Below are 15,735 nucleotides of genomic sequence, written 5' to 3' on the forward strand. Positions count from 1 at the left end.
TTTTTTAGGTTGGATGACGGGGTAGTTTGCCGATTTTTGTATTAATAACCTACCGTAAAGGCTTTCTGAATATGCTGGGGCGTCTCGGCTTCATCAAGCATCGCTACCGCGAAATCCTCCATTGAAATGCGAGATTCTCCGTTATTGTCCACGACGAGGGTATCGGTGCCAAGACGATATCGTCCCGTACGCTCTCCAGGCATGAGCATGGCGGCAGGGGAGAAGTAAGTCCACGCTGTGCTGGTTTCACCCAAGCAGAGTTCATACTGAGCTTGGCATGCCTTGGCAATTTCTAGCGCAGAGGCAGGAAGGAAATCGGGGGCTGTTAAGACCGTATCACCGGCGCGCCCGGGGATTAGCAATCGCGCGGCTCCGCCTACCAAGAGCACTCGCTGACTCGGGAGGGCACTCGCCATTAGAGAACGGGTTAGCGCTACCAACGTCGCTTCTTTTCCATCGGGTGGGCGAACGGCGCTGATCAGCACGTCTTGTCCTTGAATAACATGAGCTAGCTGGTGTGAGTCTGCTATATCCGCGACACAGCGGCTTGCTTCAGTGGGCAGTTTGTTAAGCTGACTCTCTGTTCTCACCACGCCGGTTACGTTATGACCACGTGCTAATGCTTCATTCATAATGCGTTTGCCAACGTCGCCAGCGGCACCAAATATTGCAATCTTCATGATATATCTCTCTTGGGTTAATTAGGAAACCTCTGATTAACTATTGCGCTCGACCATACGGCGTTAAAAATCGCCTCAAAATGCTCATTTACAACCCGTAAACTCCGCTTTTTCGTTGATTTTTGCCTTGTCTGGCCTTCGCTCATTACGTTAATCAGAGGCTCCTTAGTTAAGTTGTTTGGCTTTGCCAATGTTGAGCAGGGTAATTCCGGTTCCAATTAATAGGGTGCCAAGCAGTAAGCCTTCGGGAGCGGTTTCTCCTTGCAGCAATATGGCGACCGGAACGCCCACCACGGCGCCGACGGAACCCAATAGGCTCAGAAACACCGGGCCGCCGCTTTTCTGTAGCAGGAAGAGCAGTAAGAACTGGCCTGCGAAGACCATCGCCTGGAGTGCAATCAGCAAGAACGGCAGGGAGCGTTCTGTCGGAACGCTCAGTGAGAAGCCCGGCAGAAACCCCACGCTGAGGAGAATGATGGCCGCTGCGATAAGCATCCCCGGCGCCAACGCATCGCTGGATACGCCTTCTGGCCAGCGTAAGGTTCGGTAGATGTTGCCGATAGCCAGCAGAACGGGACCAATTAAAGCGAGGAGAATCCAGAGGTAATTGGCATCCGGCGCCGAAAGCTTATGGAAGGCCAGGGTGACGGCCCCCGCGAGGGCTGATATAACCCCCGCCGCACGCAACACCTGAAACCGCTCCATTTTTAACGCTAATGCGCCGATGTAGGTGAGTAGCGGTGGCAGAGTGATGATTAATGCCACGAACCCCGCACCCACATGGGGGATAGCTGAGAAAAAAAGCAGGTTGGCACCCGCTACGCCCAGCAGACCTGAAATAGCGTAATACTCAACGGTGCGAACGTTAACCGGCGGCAGATTGCCGCGGAAGGCCGCGAGAACCAATAGAATAAGCGCCGCTCCTGAAATTGACCAAAACAGAAAAGCGAGCGCCGGTAGCTGAATGTCACCGGCAAGTTTTGCCAAATTAGTCGATAGACCCAGCAAGGCGCCGCCGGATAACAGATACACCAGTGGGGCAAGCCAAGCTCTTTTGCGTGAGTGTGTGCGGGTAGTGCTTAATGATGTCATTCGCGTAGTTCTCATTGGTACCGTTTCGAAGTGTCTTGATATCAAGATATGTGTGATTAATCTTGACGTCAAGATAATTAAGCGCAAAATACGCTCATGGATCATGTAGACAACATTCTCAAACAGTGGCGGCAGGAGCGGCCTGACCTCGATGTAGCGCCGATGGCTACCATCGGGCGGGTCAAACGGCTTAACCACGCTTTAATACGCGTAATGGAGAAGACCTGGGCGAAATACGGTCTGACTGACGCGAGCTTTGACGTTCTGGCAACTCTTCGCCGTGAGGGAGCGCCCTACGCGCTATCGCCGGGGGATTTGATGGCATCCACCATGGTGACTTCAGGCACCATGACTCACCGCATCAACCAGTTGGAAAAGGCGGGTTTGATAAAGCGGGTCAAAAACCCTAATGATGGTCGCGGTTTTTTAATCTCTCTTTCTCAACGTGGATTCGAATTAATCGATGAAGCCGTTGCTGCTCATGTGGAAACCCAGGCGCAGTTGGTAAGCGGCTTGACTGAAGGTCAACGAGCGCAACTCGATGAGCTGCTTAAACAGTTCTTGGCGGGATTGGAGCAGGAGTGATGTGTGTCGCAGTGGCAACTTAGCCACTATTGAGAAGAGTCACGCCTAGACTTTGTTCCATCTCGCTTAAACACCTGAAGACGTTGGCATGGCTGATACGCAGCGCTTGGCTGGCGCCGGATAGCGCCCCCACCTCTGCAATCGCTAGATCGTCCCACCTTATTTGCTGTTCATTCATGCAAACTGAGTTGTCATTTTTCGCGAATGTTTGAGCGTATTTGAACAGGTTAGTCTGTCGTTGAACCAATCAATAGGGGAAGCGCAGAATGAATGTGTTGATCGTCTTGGCTCATCCTGAACGCAAGTCGTTTAATGGCGGCTTAGTGGATGGGGCGGTAGAACAACTGGTGGGCGAGGGGCATACAGTGGAAGTGGATGATCTCTATGCTGAGCAGTTTGATCCGGTGGAGCGCCCTGAGCAATATCCGCATAGCGCCGTGGCGTCGGACTACTTCTATCCCCTCAATGAGCAGCGGGCTCACTACGAGAAAAACACATTACCGCAGGATGTCCAGCGGGAGTTGGCGCGGTTGGAGTGGGCTGACTTGGTGATCTTCCAGTTTCCCTTATGGTGGCACGCCCAGCCTGCCATTTTGAAAGGCTGGTTTGATCGGGTGTTGGTGTATGGCGGGCGCTATACAAGCCGCATGCGTTACGACAGAGGCTACTATCGCGGTAGGAAGGCGATGCTATCAGTCACCACGGGCTCACCGGAGAAAGCATTTCAGCCTTTTGGCCGAGCTGGCAATATGGTGCACTGGCTGTGGCCCATACACGCATCGTTGTATTATGTTGGCTTTGACGTGCTGGCGCCTCAGGTGGGTTACGGCATTCAAGGTGGCGGTATTCGTTACCAAGAGGAAGCTGACATCATTGGTCACCTAGAGGCCTGCAAAGCGGCCTTGGTAGCTCGTCTGAGAAACTTGGACAGCGAACTGCCCATCCCCTTTACCGGATGGGATGACTGGGACGAAGATGGCGTTTTACGCCAAACAAACCCGCTGAGATGGCGGCTAGGCTGAGCTCGTGTAGACTCTTACTGTCTATAAAACAGATCAGCAAAAGGCCCAATCAGCGCCATGACCACCTCGAACCACCGTTTTTCCGATGCTGAGCGCCGTGGGCTCTACCGCGCCATACACGAGCGGCGCGATGTGCGCTCACAATTTCTGCCCGACAGAATACCTCCTGATGTACTGGCCCGCCTTTTGGAGGCCGCGCATCATGCGCCTTCAGTGGGATTTATGCAGCCCTGGGATTTCATCGTGATTGAAAGTCGCAGCGTCAGAGAAGCAGTGCTGGCGATGTTCGAGCAGGAGAATCAGAAGGCCGCCGAACGCTTTGAAGGCGAGCGTCAAGCGCATTATCGCAGCCTTAAGCTGCAAGGTATTATGGAGAGCCCGCTTAATCTCTGTATTACCTGTGACCGAAGCCGGGGCGGCCCTCACGTGCTGGGGCGCAATAGTATGGTGGATACCGATCTTTTCAGCACTTGTCTCGCTGTACAGAATCTCTGGTTGGCTGCGCGGGTAGAAGGTATTGGCGTTGGTTGGGTGAGCATTCTCGACCAAGAGCAGCTGAGCAAGGCGCTGAATCTGCCTGACCACGTTTACCCCTTGGCGTATCTCTGCCTTGGCTATGTTAGCGAGTTTTTAGACCAACCAGAGCTTGAAGCCAAAGGCTGGCGCTCTCGCTTGCCATTAAGTGAACTAGTACATGGCGATCAGTGGGGGCAGCCGCTTGCCAGTGGTTTGTGAGGAAGTTTTTATAAGGGGGGCCAGCTCGCTGTGCCCAAGTCATCTACTCTTTGCTTGCGGCGCTGGTTCTTGTCTTCGTACATGCGCTGGTCTGCCAGAGCAAATACCTGTATGGCAGGCACTTCGCTGGAGCTGGCGAATCCCAAGCTCAAATGAAGCGTCAGTTCTTCACGTTCACCGCTAGCGGTGTCGATAATGCAACGCTGTTCAGGCAAATTGTCTCTGATCAAGTTGGCCATACGCTTGGCTGCCGTCAAGTCGGCAGAAGGAAATAGAATGACGAATTCATCGCCACCGCAGCGTGCAAGTATGTCGCTGTCCCTGCAGTGAAGTTGCAGGTACTTGGCAACGCTGGAAATCAGTTGATCGCCTGCAACATGACCATAATGGTCGTTCACTTCCTTAAGCTTGTCGACGTCCATCATCAATACAGCAAAATCCAGGCTCGGCGTCTGCGCCTTGCCTTGAATGCTCATTTGCAGCGCGGCTTCCAAGAAACCTCGGTTATAAAGGCCGGTGAGTCCGTCACGCTCAGCCGTTTTCTTCAATTCCAAATGTAGCAATTTATTTTCGGTAGCGGCCGCTAGTTGGTCGGCAAAGAGGGAAAGTATTTGCTCCAAGCCGTCTTCTCGGCTGGGAGCTTTCATGATCAGCCAGCCTTCGTACAAGCTTAGACGGCCTTCCATGGACATGACATATAGGTTCTCGCCTTCGTCTGTTTGTGGCCGTGTGTCCGGCTGTACTCTTTGCCTACGAACGCTGGCCAATAGATGCTTTAGACGCTGTTCATCCTTTGGGCTTAGTCCCGCAACAGCCGCGTAGCGTGTCACTTCACAACGTTGTCGTTCTTGTACAAAAACAGCAAAACCGTAGTCGGGGAAATGGGAGTGTAGGTGGTTTAATGAGTCATCTAGCAGGGTATGGATATTGGTCGCACGATTTGCCACCGTCCCGAGATCAAGCAGCGCGTGAAAGACTCGGTTCTGAAACTGAATCTCGCCAATGCTGCGGCCGATCTGACGATTCTGACTGTACGTTATGCGGCCTATGGTTAGAAAATAGATGACTGCCCCCGTCCATTGGTAGATGTCTAAATTGTTGCTCACATAGGGGCGAAACTTGAATCCCGTTAAGGCGCTTCCAATCAAGGCTGCGGTTGTGAAAAGTACGGCTGAAATAAGCATCTTCCGTACTCCGCCGACCACTAAATTGTTCATCAAACAGGCAAGCCCAATGGTGATGGTGGCTAAAACGTAAAAATCCAGCACGCTGCACCAAAAACCAAATAGCAGGCTGTCATAGAGGAGATTTCTGAACTCGGCACGCTTGGAGTTCTGGGCGCTTACAGCAAGCGCATAGGCAACACCGGGCCATAGCAGCAGCAAAATCCCGGGCAGAATAAGTGTCCAGCCGCTACCTTCTACCACGGCAATCCATACGGTGAGTCCGAAGGTATGGCAAAAGGCAAAAATTCGCGGGGCAATTGTCGCCAATGCAAGACGGTGTGTGCGCCTTGATGAATGTTGCATTTGTGAGTCTGTATTCAAAGTTATTTGATTAACAGACTAGCACTTAAGAGGCTAAGAAGCCTTATCCTTAAAATCAGGCGAATAGCGCCTTCATTATCTCCCAGGTTTTAGACTGTTTCAGGGCGTATCTGTTGAATATGGTGAAGCGCTCTCACAACTTGCTAGTAAATGGTTGGCGTGTTCGCGAAGCGCCTCTTTGAGGCCGTCTGGTTTGAGGATGGTAAATTGAAATGGGAGCTGTGCCAGCCAATAGGCAAACCACTCGAAACTATCCGTGCGTGTATGGAGCAGTAGTCCACCTTCAACCTGTTCGAACTGACCTGTACAGAAAAATTGGTTCTCAAAGCCAGCGGACGCGGCATGATCAATGTGTAGCACCAGTGATACTTCATGAGTGGGGCCCCAGGACATGAGGCTTTCGCTCAAAAAATCGGCTGCATCAAAGCGGGTGGGGCGTATGAAGGTACCTGAGAGTAGGTGCACGCCGCTGATGCGATCTAACCGAAATGAGCGCATGGCTCCCCGCAGATGGCAAAAACCGACGGCATACCACCTACCTTGTTGGAAAACTAGCCCGTAAGGGTCGATCTGACGCTTAACTGGATCATGCTGCGGGGAGTGGTAGGTAAGCCCCACGGTTCGCATGGTCTCTGTGGCTTTAGTCAGCGTCTCAAGGGCGCGGTCATCACGGCTGGGTTCGCGCCGGGGTAAGATCACCTGAGTGGTCTCACTGATACCGCGAACACGGCTTTTTAAATTAGCTGGCATCACTCGCTCGAGCTTCGCTTGTACGCTGGCAATGGCGGGCGCTGCGTTTGTTAGTCCCAGCTGGCTAGCGGCCAATAAGCCTAACGAAACGGCGAATGTCTCTTCGTCGGTAAACATCATGGGTGGCAGCTTGAAGCCAGCCACCAATCGGTAGCCACCGTAGCGCCCTTGCTCGGTCACTATCGGCACGCCTATATCTTCCAGCGCCGTAATGTATCGCCGTATAGTGCGCCGATCCACGCCCAGGCGTTCGGCCAATTCAGCGCCGCCCATTTGGCCATTAGCTTGCAGCAACTCAAGCACCGCAAGTACGCGTGTTGTGGGGCCTGCCATTACTGCCTCCCTACTGAAGCCATCGTTAAAGTCTTGCAGAAAAATGCATTGTTGCTTTTATTTAGGGCGGATTCTCACCTATTAACAAACTAATCTGATCTGGCAGTACCTTGTGTCACCGGAAAATTGACTGAAAAAGGAGCCTAATATGTCAGAGCTAACGTTTTACACCCACCCTATGTCCCGCGGGCGCGTTGTGCGCTGGATGTTGGAAGAAGTAGGCATAGACTACTCGGTAAAGGCGATGGAGTTCGATTCAGAGATGAAATCTGAGGACTACTTGGCCATAAACCCCATGGGCAAGGTGCCTGCCATCAAACATGGCAACACTGTTGTGACGGAAGTGGCGGCTATCTGCGCGTACCTGGCGGATCAGGTTCCGGATAAAAAGCTTTCACCACCCCCGCAATCTCCCGAACGTGGAGTTTATTATCGCTGGCTTTTTTTTATGGCGGGTCCGTTTGAAATGGCTACTAGTGCAAAGGCCTACAATTGGAAAATCGACAGCAGCAACGTACAGGCCGTTGGTTGTGGCCAAGTGGAAGACAGTATCAATACGCTTGAAAAAGTACTCAGTGAAAACGCTTATATTTGCGGCGATCAGTTTACTGCCGCAGATATATTGGTTAGCAGTTATCTCTGGTGGGAAACAATGCAGGAGAATATCCCACCAAAAGAGGTGTTTAAGCATTACATAGAGCGTATGGAAAGCAGGCCAGCAGCCAAGCGGGCCAATGAGTTGGACGATGAACTGGCTAAGAAAATGAAGCCTTTGTCCGTCTGATGGCTTAATTGCATTGCCGCTTTTGTATTAAGTTGGCAATTGCCTTCAAGGTAGATGAACCCTATCTGGTTGCAGTTTTTGCGATAGATAATAGCGGTAAAGCCTCTGGCCAGCGGCGTGTGCGGAAGGTATCGGCGCTGGCCAGCCTACCCATATATCGCTACTGTATTCGCCTATGCTAAATAATAAGATAGGGCGCCATTCATGCAAAGCGATATCACCCTCCAGCGGCTCAGCGCTGACGATCCAAATGTTGTGTTAGTTTCGGGGTGGACATTTGAAGCCTGGGGTCATTTACACCCAGGTCTCACCCAAGAACAGGCTATTCAACATTTAAAGGCCGAATGTGGTCAGGGTGGTGTGCCCTCCATCTTTGTGGCTATACAAGGCGAAACCCCTGTGGGAACCGCCAGCCTAATTGCCGATGATATGAGCATTCGTCGTGAATTTACCCCCTGGCTTGCCTCAGTATTTGTCGTACCCGAATGGCGGGGGCAGGGTATTGCCTCTGCGTTGGTACGCCGGATAGAAGTAGAAGCCGCTGAGAGCGGCATCGAGCGCTTCTATCTCTATACTCCCGACCAGCAGGCGCTCTATCGTCGGCTGGGTTGGCAAGATGAAGAAAGCCTTGAGTATCGGGGCGAAAACGTAACAGTGATGTCACGGCAGCTGGGGCTTTAAGGGGCGCTTATGATCAGTGGCCGCGCATTACGCTATTTCGATACTGTGGCCCGGTGCCGTTCGCTGCGCCAAGCCGCCGCGCAACTGCATATTGCCCCCACGGCGATTAGCCGCCAGATCGATTTACTGGAACACCAGCTTGGCGCACCACTCATCGAGCGCGGCCCTAACGGCATTAGCCTGACGGCGGCGGGGGAGTTGTTGGCTGCCCAGGCGCAGCGTACCCTCCGTGACCTAGAGCGGGTGCAGGAACATATTGCCGATTTGAAGGGCTTGCGAACTGGGCGGGTCAGTTTGCAGGTGGCGGAAGGCGTTGTGGCTGGCTTGCTAGCGCCTACGTTAGCCAAGATGGGGCAGCGCTATCCCCATTTGAGTTTTGATATCGGGATCGTCAGCGCTAGCCAAATGGTGGAGGCGCTGCGCCGAGGCGATGCCGATATTGGCCTGTCCTTCTTTATGCCCCGGCATGATGACATTGTGCCCTTTGCTAGTGCCGAGTTGCATCACCATGCAGTGATGGCTCCAGGCCATCCGTTGACCGCAGCTTCTGAGGTGAGTCTTCACACCTTGGCAGAGCACCGGTTGATCTTACCTGATGAATCCTATGGTGCTCGCCAAGCGCTGGAGCGTGCAGCACACCGGGCAGGCGTTACCCTAATACCTACCTTTAAGACCGCCTCGCTGGAAACTCAAAAAGCACTTGCCCTTAACGGCGCAGGCGTTCTGGTATTGCCACCGATGGCGGTAGCTCGGGAGTGCCAATTAGGTCAACTCATTAGCATCCCCTTGGCTCCTTCAGAGCTTGAGGCCGCGCGAATTGATCTCTGCGTTTATCGCCATCGCCAGCGCAGCTTTGCCACTGAAGCTTGCCTTTCGCTGCTGGCAAGTGCCCTACAGACACTGCCAGTCTAATCATCCTGAAAGATTTTAAAAGCGAAGAGTGCACACAAAAAGTGGACACGCTGAGGTCAAGATTGAAATAGCAGAAGACACGGTGTGGGTTCATGCTGAGCTTGTTAATAACGTCAGCCTGATAACAACAGCAAAAGGTAATGTGATGCCTGCACTACACCAACTCACCGCCACTCAATTAATTGATGGCTACCGAGCTTATAGGTTCTCGCCAACTGAAGTAGCCAGCGCCCTGGTTGAGCATATCGACGCCTGGGAGCCGCACATCAATGCGCTGTATGCCTATCAGCCTGATGCGTTCATTAAAGCAGCCGAAGCCTCCACCCAGCGCTGGGCTAAGGGGCAACCTAGCGGCGCGCTAGATGGCGTGCCAATAACCCTTAAAGAGTTGATTGCCACCAAAGGGATGCCAGTGCCGGGGGGAACCGGGCTTGGCGAGCAGCCTGTTGCCACCGAAGACGCTCCCCCCGCTGCTCGATTAGCGGAAGATAACGCTCTGCTGCTGGCGAAAACTACCTGCCCCGACTTTGGCATGCTCTCATCCGGGCTCTCGTCGTTTCATGGTTTGACCCGCAATCCATGGGATTTAGCTTGTAATACCGGCGGTTCAAGCGCGGGCGCGGGCGCTGCCGCCGCTGCTGGGCTTGGGCCACTGCATGTGGGCACCGATATTGGTGGCTCGATACGCCTTCCTGCGGCGTGGTGTGGTGTCGTCGGCTTTAAGCCCACTTTGGGCCGGGTACCGATAGACCCTTATTATGTAGGCCGCTGTGCCGGGCCAATGACCCGAAGCGTAGCGGATGCCGCGCTGATGATGACGGCGCTTGCCCGCACAGATCGACGCGATGCGATGCGTCTGCCGCCGGAAACGATTGACTGGATGGATCTGGAGCTCGACGTTAAAGGTTTGCGAGTGGGTGTGATGATGGAGGCGGGCTGCGGGTTACCTTTGGATGATGAGATTCGCCACCACGTGGAACAGGCTGCAAAGCAGTTGGAAGCCGCTGGGGCAACGCTGGTGCCGATGGCGCCAGTGCTGACCCGCGAAATGTTAGAGGGACTGGATCACTTCTGGCAGGCCCGTCAGTGGGGCGAGCTGTTAAAGCTCTCGGCTAACGAGCGTGAGCAAGTGTTGCCTGCCATTTTAGCCTGGGCCGATGGTGGTGCACACTTAAGTGGCGTAGAAGCAGTGCACGGTTTTCAGCAAACCATGGCGATGCGACGCGCCACCGAAGCCGTATTTGATGAGGTCGATGCGGTGATTTCACCCACCACACCCAATATCGCCTTCCCAGCTGAGTGGCCATCGCCTACCAATGATCCGCGTCGGCCCTTTGAGCACATTGCTTACACCGTGCCGTGGAATATGGGCGAGCAGCCTGCGATCTCGCTTAATGCTGGGTTTAGCCGTTCCGCTAGTTCCGTCAATATGCCGATAGGTGTGCAGTTGGTTGGCCCGCGCTTTGGAGATCACTTTGTGCTGAAACTGGCAAGGCTGCTAGAAACGCGTTTGGCGTTGCCCACGCGCTGGCCGATGCTGCCAGTGATTAACTCTGCAGTTAAATAAGAGGAACACTCATGGAACGTTTATTAGTACTGCCTACCTCCCGGGCGGGCTGGGGGCTGTTAATTGCGTTTGTGGTGCTGGTGCTGGCGGGAACGTGGCCGGTGATTGGTTGGGTAAACAGAGCCACCTTAGTGATGGGCTTGCCTCTGTTAGTAGTGTGGAGCTACCTGGTGATTTTTGCCTGCGTAGTGGTGATGCTGATCGGCAATCGTATTGTGGAGCGAGACGACCATGAATAGCCCTTGGCCACTATTGATTACCTTGACCTATGTCGCTATTGCCATGGTGATTGGCTTACGCGCCAGAGCAGGGCGTTCCATGAATAGCTTGGAGGAGTGGGGCGTAGCGGGCCGCAGCATGGGGCCGGTGACGCTTTACTTGCTTATTGCCGCCGGTAGTGTGAGTGCTTACACCTTTATGGGAGCGCCCGGGTGGGCTTATTCCAAAGGGGTGGCGGTGTTTTATGTGGCGATTTACCTCTCGTATCTAGCGCTGGTCGCTTGGTATTTCGGCCCTAAAGTGTGGCAGTTCGGCGAGCAGTTTGGTCACGTGACTCAGGCGAGCGCCATTGCTGATCGCTACCAGAGCCCCGCCCTGGGCGCACTGGCGGCAATTGTCATGGCGATTGGCTCCATTGCTTATGCGGTGCTGCAGACCATAGGTTCGGCTTATATTCTGTTTGTGGTGAGCGGCGGTTTGATTCCGATTTGGCTAGGTGTCGTGCTGGTACTGGCTTGCATAGCCGTTTATCTCTACGCCAGCGGGCAGCGGGCGATTGGTCGCACCAATGCCTTTCAAGGCGTGTTGATGCTGATTGTGGCTTGGGCCGTTGGCCTCTGGGCCGTTCATAGCGCCACCGGCGGGTTGAGCTTTGCGGGCGTGTTCGAGCGTATCCAAGCCGAGCATAGCGAGTTTCTCACTCTGCCCGGCGCAGGCGGCGATATGAGCTTTAGCTTCTGGACGACCTCGATCATCGTTTCGATGTTTTCGTTTATGCCGCCGGTGTGGACGCAGTGGATGAGCGCCTCCTCGGCACGTACTATTCGTCGCAGCGCAACGTGGCTACCCACGTATTACGTGGTTATTCTGCCTATGGTTGTTGTAGGCTTCATCGGCATTTTTTCGCTGCCTGAGCTGGCTCGGGCCGATACCGTGGTACTTGAGTACGCCATGCAGCACTTGCCGGTGGTATTAGTAGGATTGCTTGGCGCAGGAACCCTGGCAGCCTCAATGTCTTCCAGCGAGCCGTTTATTCATTCGGTATCGCTGTCACTCAGCAAGGATGTACTACAGCCGGTGCTAAAACTCTCGGATGGCGTTACCGGAAAACTTGCGCGGCTGCTGATTCTGCCCATTATGTTTTTAGTGGTCGCGCCGCTCGCCATTGCCGAGCCCGGCAGTTTGGTAATGATTCTGTTAGTGGGGCTCGGGTTTGCCTCCCAGGTGCTGCCTGCCTTTATCGGCATGTTCTTCTGGCCGCGGGCTTCTCGCTTAGGTGTAATGGCGGGTATCGTAGCGGGCTTTCTGATTACCGTGGCGTTTACTACTCTTTGGCCACACCCAATGGGTATTCACGCGGGCTTCTGGGGGCTGATGCTCAACCTGCCGGTATTTGTCGCCGTCTCTTTGATTACGCCTGCTACCCACGCTGAGGTGGTGGAGCGCTTCTTTCGTATTGCCGCTCCACGAGGTTTTACCCAACGGGGACGTCGGGCTGCGGTGTGAGTGCTGACTTAATCTATTCATGGTTATCGACTACCTTTGTACTAAAGTGTTTTTTGCATCAACAAAGGTAATTCGATGAGTCATGCATTGACTGGACATAACCGCCCTCAGCAGGTGATTGAGGCTACCCACCAGGCGAATAACGCCTTACCAACGGCCACCCGCCAAGCTAAGTACGCCAAAATGGCTGCGTCGCCCTACCGCTTTTATCGCGGCAGTAATCATTTGTACTGGAATGATGTATGGCACGATTGGCGGTTCGCCCTGTTTGGCGGCTGGCCGGAGACCCAAACCTGGTTGCAGGGCGACGCCCACGTCTATAACTTTGGCGCTTATGGTCACCACGATGACCAAGTGCGCTACGGCATGGATGACTTCGATGATGCGCTGATTGGCGACTACCAATATGATCTGTGGCGGCTGGCTATCAGCGTCGTATTAGATGCTCGTGAAAATGCTGAGCTGGATCCAAAAACGATTGATAAAGCGCTTAAAAAGTTAATAGAGGGCTATTACCAAACGCTGGTCGATCACGTTGATAGTCAGCCCGTGCACGCCGTGACCCTTGATAGTGCAAAGGGCCTGCTTAAGCCCTTTATGAGTAAAGTCGCCGATAAGCAGAGCCGTGCGCGGATGCTCGAAAAGTGGACGACCCTAGATGAGCAGAAAGGCCGCCAGTTCGCCGAACGGCCTGGCAAGCTCGCTAACCTGCCTGCGGATGTGGCCAGCCAACTACGCCGCTTAATTGAGCAGGAGTATCAGCAAACGCTACAACACGCTATTAAAGAGAGTGATCCCCACCATTTTCGCGTCAAAGATACGGCACGGCGTTTGGATGCAGGCACCGGTTCGTTGGGTGTCGAACGCTATTACGTCTTGATTGAAGGCGGTGTCGAGCACGAGCACGATGACATCATCCTGGATGTTAAAGAGCAGGTACCTCCAGAAGCATTTCGATTAATGGATAAAAAACAGCAGCAGGCGTGGCGTAAGCTGTTTCCTAACGAAGCCATCCGTCATGCAGCTGCCTTCCACGCCATTGCTGAGCACCCAGATGCCTATCTCGGCTGGCTAACCATGAACGGAAAGGTGTTTTCGGTGCGTGAGCGCTCGCCGTTCAAGAAAGACTTTCCGACCCATAAGCTTTCTGGCGGTAAGTCATATCGAAAACTGGCAAAGCAGTGGGGAGAAATTCTCGCCCGTGAACACCTGCGCGGTGCCCAGGCGCTTAACCAGGGTGACTCAACACGCTTTGCCAAGGCCGTTTGCCAACGATTAAAAGGGCGTGAAGACCTGTTTATTGAGGTGGTTACAACACTGGCGGTGGCTTACGCCGACTGCACAGAGCAGGATTACGCTGTGTTTATTGATCACTTCCTGGCGTCGGGGGCTGCTTAATTAACCAATACCATGAGTGGTTATTGCGGCTGTTGCCTACCGAGCATAAATCCCTGCTCTTCAAGTGTCTCTTCCCATACTACACAGCGGTTACGGCCGCTGTGCTTGGCTTGATAAAGTGCTTCATCGGCAAGGCGCAGCAATTTCTTAGGGTCTTGAGTGTGATCAGGATATGTTGCGACACCGCAGGAAAGCGTGATTTTCCGCAGAGAAGAGCCTTGATGAATAAATGCCTGATGAGCAATGGATGTTAACAGCGCCTTTGCGCGCGTCTCGGCAGCGATTCGGGAGGTAGCAGGTAGCAAGGCAACAAATTCTTCGCCCCCAAAGCGACAGATCACATCCAAATCTCTTAAGTGGTGCCGCAATAACAGGGCGATTTCGACCAGTACGGCATCTCCTGCGTCATGACCAAAATCATCGTTAATCTGTTTGAAGTGATCCACATCCAGCATTAGCACGGAGAGTTGACTGTCATGCTGCTTAGCTCGCTGGCAATGGTGCTCGAATGCCGTGTCGAAATGGCGACGGTTGTGCAAGCCTGTTAATGGGTCTTTGCGTGAGAGCCCTTCCAGTTCTTGAACTAACCGGTCGAGGTCGGCGGTTCGCGCCGCCACCTGCTGCTCTAGAGTCTCATTGGCCATGGCAAGTTGTTGCTGTGTATGCCGATAGTGCCACAGAAAAATAGCCGCGTTCGCTAAAGAAAAAGCCAGTGTGCCGTAGCTCAAGGGCACACTGCGCCAGCCCACAAAGCCGTGGGCGACCACCATATCGGCGAGTAGCAGCGGGGCAAAAAAAGTAAAACTCACTACCAGAAGCCGTTGTTCAAGGGTGAGCTTTTGAAAGCGCATGAGCGCAAGTGCCAGCATTATGGGGAGCGTTAAGGCCAGCATGACATCAAAGATGGGGAAGGTTAATGAAAGGCTCAGCACTCCCAATTGAACCAAACCAATCGCCAGCACCAGATACACCAAGTGAATAACCCAAAGGAGAGTTATCCAGCGCTTAGCGGTGCCCTCCAACCAATAGCTGAGTAACAACCCCAGTGCCACCGGCAGGGTGTAGTAACTGGCTGCTCGGAGTGTGTCCCAGGTCAATGGCTCATCGGCAATGAGTTGACGGGCTGGGGTCTCCGCAAGCAGCATTAGCCCTGAAGCATAAGCAAACAACGCAATAGACCCAAAACCACGGCGTTCGGGACCTATTAACGCGAAAATGGTGGCCAGGATAGCGAGCACCAATACCAAAGCACTCACACCGAGATCCTGAGCAGATTCATGGATAATTTGCTTTAAAACCTCAATGCGTTCCATTACCTGGACTTGGCCCCATAAGCCAATACTGGTGTAGTAAGAGTAAAAGCGAAAGGTAAGCGTCTGACCGGCGGCATTTTCTGGTAGGTCTATCATGTGCCATGGCCAGCCCGCAAAATCGCCTTTTCCCTGTTCGTCAAATTCACCATATTGATAGATCAGTTCATCGTCTAGATAAACTTGCCCAATCAAATTGATACTGGTGATAAAAAGTACTGGATCGTTCCAATCACCGGCGGGCACTGTCGTACGTAACCAGAGGTGTTCGTGCCCGTTGCGACCAGGTGGGTTCGAAGGGGAGTCAATCGACTGCCACTCTGTCGAGTCGCTTTGCAGCCATTGAGGATGGCTATCGGCATCGTAAGGAGAGTCGCCCCAGCGATACTCCCAATTATGGAGCGGTTTGGGAGAGGTATCAGCTAGTAGGTAGCCTGAATATGCCAACAGTAACGCAAGCGTTAAGAGCAGTAGAGTGCTTCGGCGAATGGCGAACCCACTAGGCGGCATGGTGAACGTCCTAATCTCTTGGTCGCGATCTTGCTATTAATAAGTGCTACATAGGGGCCATCATTAACGACGCTACGTGCACAATAAAAGTGAGGCTGAGCATT

General features: G+C 53.4%; 16 protein-coding genes. 10 read left to right on the top strand and 6 right to left on the bottom strand.

From position 1 onward, the window contains the following. Positions 1–41: 41 nt before the first annotated feature. The gene (locus K7H09_RS00205; RefSeq protein WP_141440813.1) at positions 42–680 is read right to left on the bottom strand and encodes an NAD(P)-dependent oxidoreductase; all 639 of its coding nucleotides are present in this window, start codon (positions 678–680) and stop codon (positions 42–44) included. A gap of 165 nt (positions 681–845) precedes the next feature. Beyond that, on the bottom strand, positions 846–1,772 hold the full coding sequence (locus K7H09_RS00210) for a DMT family transporter (protein ID WP_141440814.1): 927 nt from the start codon (positions 1,770–1,772) through the stop codon (positions 846–848). A 96-nt stretch (positions 1,773–1,868) separates the two neighbouring features. On the opposite strand from K7H09_RS00210, the gene K7H09_RS00215 reads away from it, so the two are divergent. Next, positions 1,869–2,357: a MarR family winged helix-turn-helix transcriptional regulator gene (locus K7H09_RS00215; RefSeq protein WP_230803099.1), complete on the top strand. Its 489-nt coding sequence runs from the start codon at positions 1,869–1,871 to the stop codon at positions 2,355–2,357. A gap of 19 nt (positions 2,358–2,376) precedes the next feature. Here K7H09_RS00215 and K7H09_RS24385 read toward each other — a convergent pair whose 3' ends face one another. After that, complete coding sequence (locus K7H09_RS24385; protein WP_233974201.1) at positions 2,377–2,535, bottom strand: helix-turn-helix domain-containing protein; 159 nt, start codon at positions 2,533–2,535, stop codon at positions 2,377–2,379. An 88-nt stretch (positions 2,536–2,623) separates the two neighbouring features. Here K7H09_RS24385 and K7H09_RS00220 point away from each other — a divergent pair, with 88 nt between their 5' ends. Continuing rightward, entirely contained in the window at positions 2,624–3,379 is a 756-nt protein-coding gene (locus tag K7H09_RS00220) for an NAD(P)H-dependent oxidoreductase (protein ID WP_039860256.1), read from the top strand. A 57-nt stretch (positions 3,380–3,436) separates the two neighbouring features. Further along, positions 3,437–4,114 (top strand): 5,6-dimethylbenzimidazole synthase, encoded by a 678-nt coding sequence (gene bluB, locus K7H09_RS00225; RefSeq protein WP_009288193.1) that lies wholly within the window; start codon positions 3,437–3,439, stop codon positions 4,112–4,114. Between the two features lie 8 nt (positions 4,115–4,122). Here bluB and K7H09_RS00230 read toward each other — a convergent pair whose 3' ends face one another. Together K7H09_RS00230 and K7H09_RS00235 are read right to left on the bottom strand one after the other, a co-directional pair. Beyond that, positions 4,123–5,643 (bottom strand): sensor domain-containing diguanylate cyclase, encoded by a 1,521-nt coding sequence (locus K7H09_RS00230; protein WP_035538237.1) that lies wholly within the window; start codon positions 5,641–5,643, stop codon positions 4,123–4,125. Positions 5,644–5,760: 117 nt separating this feature from the next. Continuing rightward, the gene (locus K7H09_RS00235; protein ID WP_022522513.1) at positions 5,761–6,744 is read right to left on the bottom strand and encodes a helix-turn-helix transcriptional regulator; all 984 of its coding nucleotides are present in this window, start codon (positions 6,742–6,744) and stop codon (positions 5,761–5,763) included. Between the two features lie 148 nt (positions 6,745–6,892). Between K7H09_RS00235 and K7H09_RS00240 the strand changes: the two genes are divergently transcribed. From K7H09_RS00240 to K7H09_RS00270, 7 genes are all read left to right on the top strand, one after another. Then, positions 6,893–7,528 carry a glutathione S-transferase family protein gene (locus K7H09_RS00240; protein ID WP_041158265.1) on the top strand — a complete coding sequence of 212 codons (636 nt, stop codon included), beginning with the start codon at positions 6,893–6,895 and terminating at the stop codon, positions 7,526–7,528. Between the two features lie 204 nt (positions 7,529–7,732). After that, entirely contained in the window at positions 7,733–8,209 is a 477-nt protein-coding gene (locus K7H09_RS00245; RefSeq protein WP_009288196.1) for a GNAT family N-acetyltransferase, read from the top strand. Positions 8,210–8,218: 9 nt separating this feature from the next. Then, complete coding sequence (locus K7H09_RS00250; RefSeq protein ID WP_009288197.1) at positions 8,219–9,121, top strand: LysR family transcriptional regulator; 903 nt, start codon at positions 8,219–8,221, stop codon at positions 9,119–9,121. Between the two features lie 145 nt (positions 9,122–9,266). Then, positions 9,267–10,688 carry an amidase gene (locus K7H09_RS00255; RefSeq protein WP_141440819.1) on the top strand — a complete coding sequence of 474 codons (1,422 nt, stop codon included), beginning with the start codon at positions 9,267–9,269 and terminating at the stop codon, positions 10,686–10,688. Between the two features lie 11 nt (positions 10,689–10,699). Further along, positions 10,700–10,927, top strand: coding sequence for a hypothetical protein (locus K7H09_RS00260; protein WP_027960159.1), 228 nt, complete (start codon positions 10,700–10,702; stop codon positions 10,925–10,927). Next, a complete protein-coding gene (locus tag K7H09_RS00265; protein ID WP_141440820.1) occupies positions 10,920–12,413 on the top strand; it encodes a sodium:solute symporter family protein in 1,494 nt (497 codons plus the stop codon). The genes K7H09_RS00260 and K7H09_RS00265 overlap by 8 nt, the downstream gene beginning before the upstream one ends. A gap of 75 nt (positions 12,414–12,488) precedes the next feature. After that, the gene (locus K7H09_RS00270; RefSeq protein ID WP_009288200.1) at positions 12,489–13,811 is read left to right on the top strand and encodes a DUF2252 domain-containing protein; all 1,323 of its coding nucleotides are present in this window, start codon (positions 12,489–12,491) and stop codon (positions 13,809–13,811) included. Positions 13,812–13,831: 20 nt separating this feature from the next. Here the strand turns inward: K7H09_RS00270 and K7H09_RS00275 are convergent, their stop codons facing one another. Further along, positions 13,832–15,631 carry a GGDEF domain-containing protein gene (locus tag K7H09_RS00275; RefSeq protein WP_009288201.1) on the bottom strand — a complete coding sequence of 600 codons (1,800 nt, stop codon included), beginning with the start codon at positions 15,629–15,631 and terminating at the stop codon, positions 13,832–13,834. Between the last annotated feature and the right edge of the window lie 104 nt (positions 15,632–15,735).

Source organism: Halomonas sp. IOP_14 (assembly GCF_021021315.1).
GTDB lineage: Bacteria > Pseudomonadota > Gammaproteobacteria > Pseudomonadales > Halomonadaceae > Vreelandella > Vreelandella titanicae.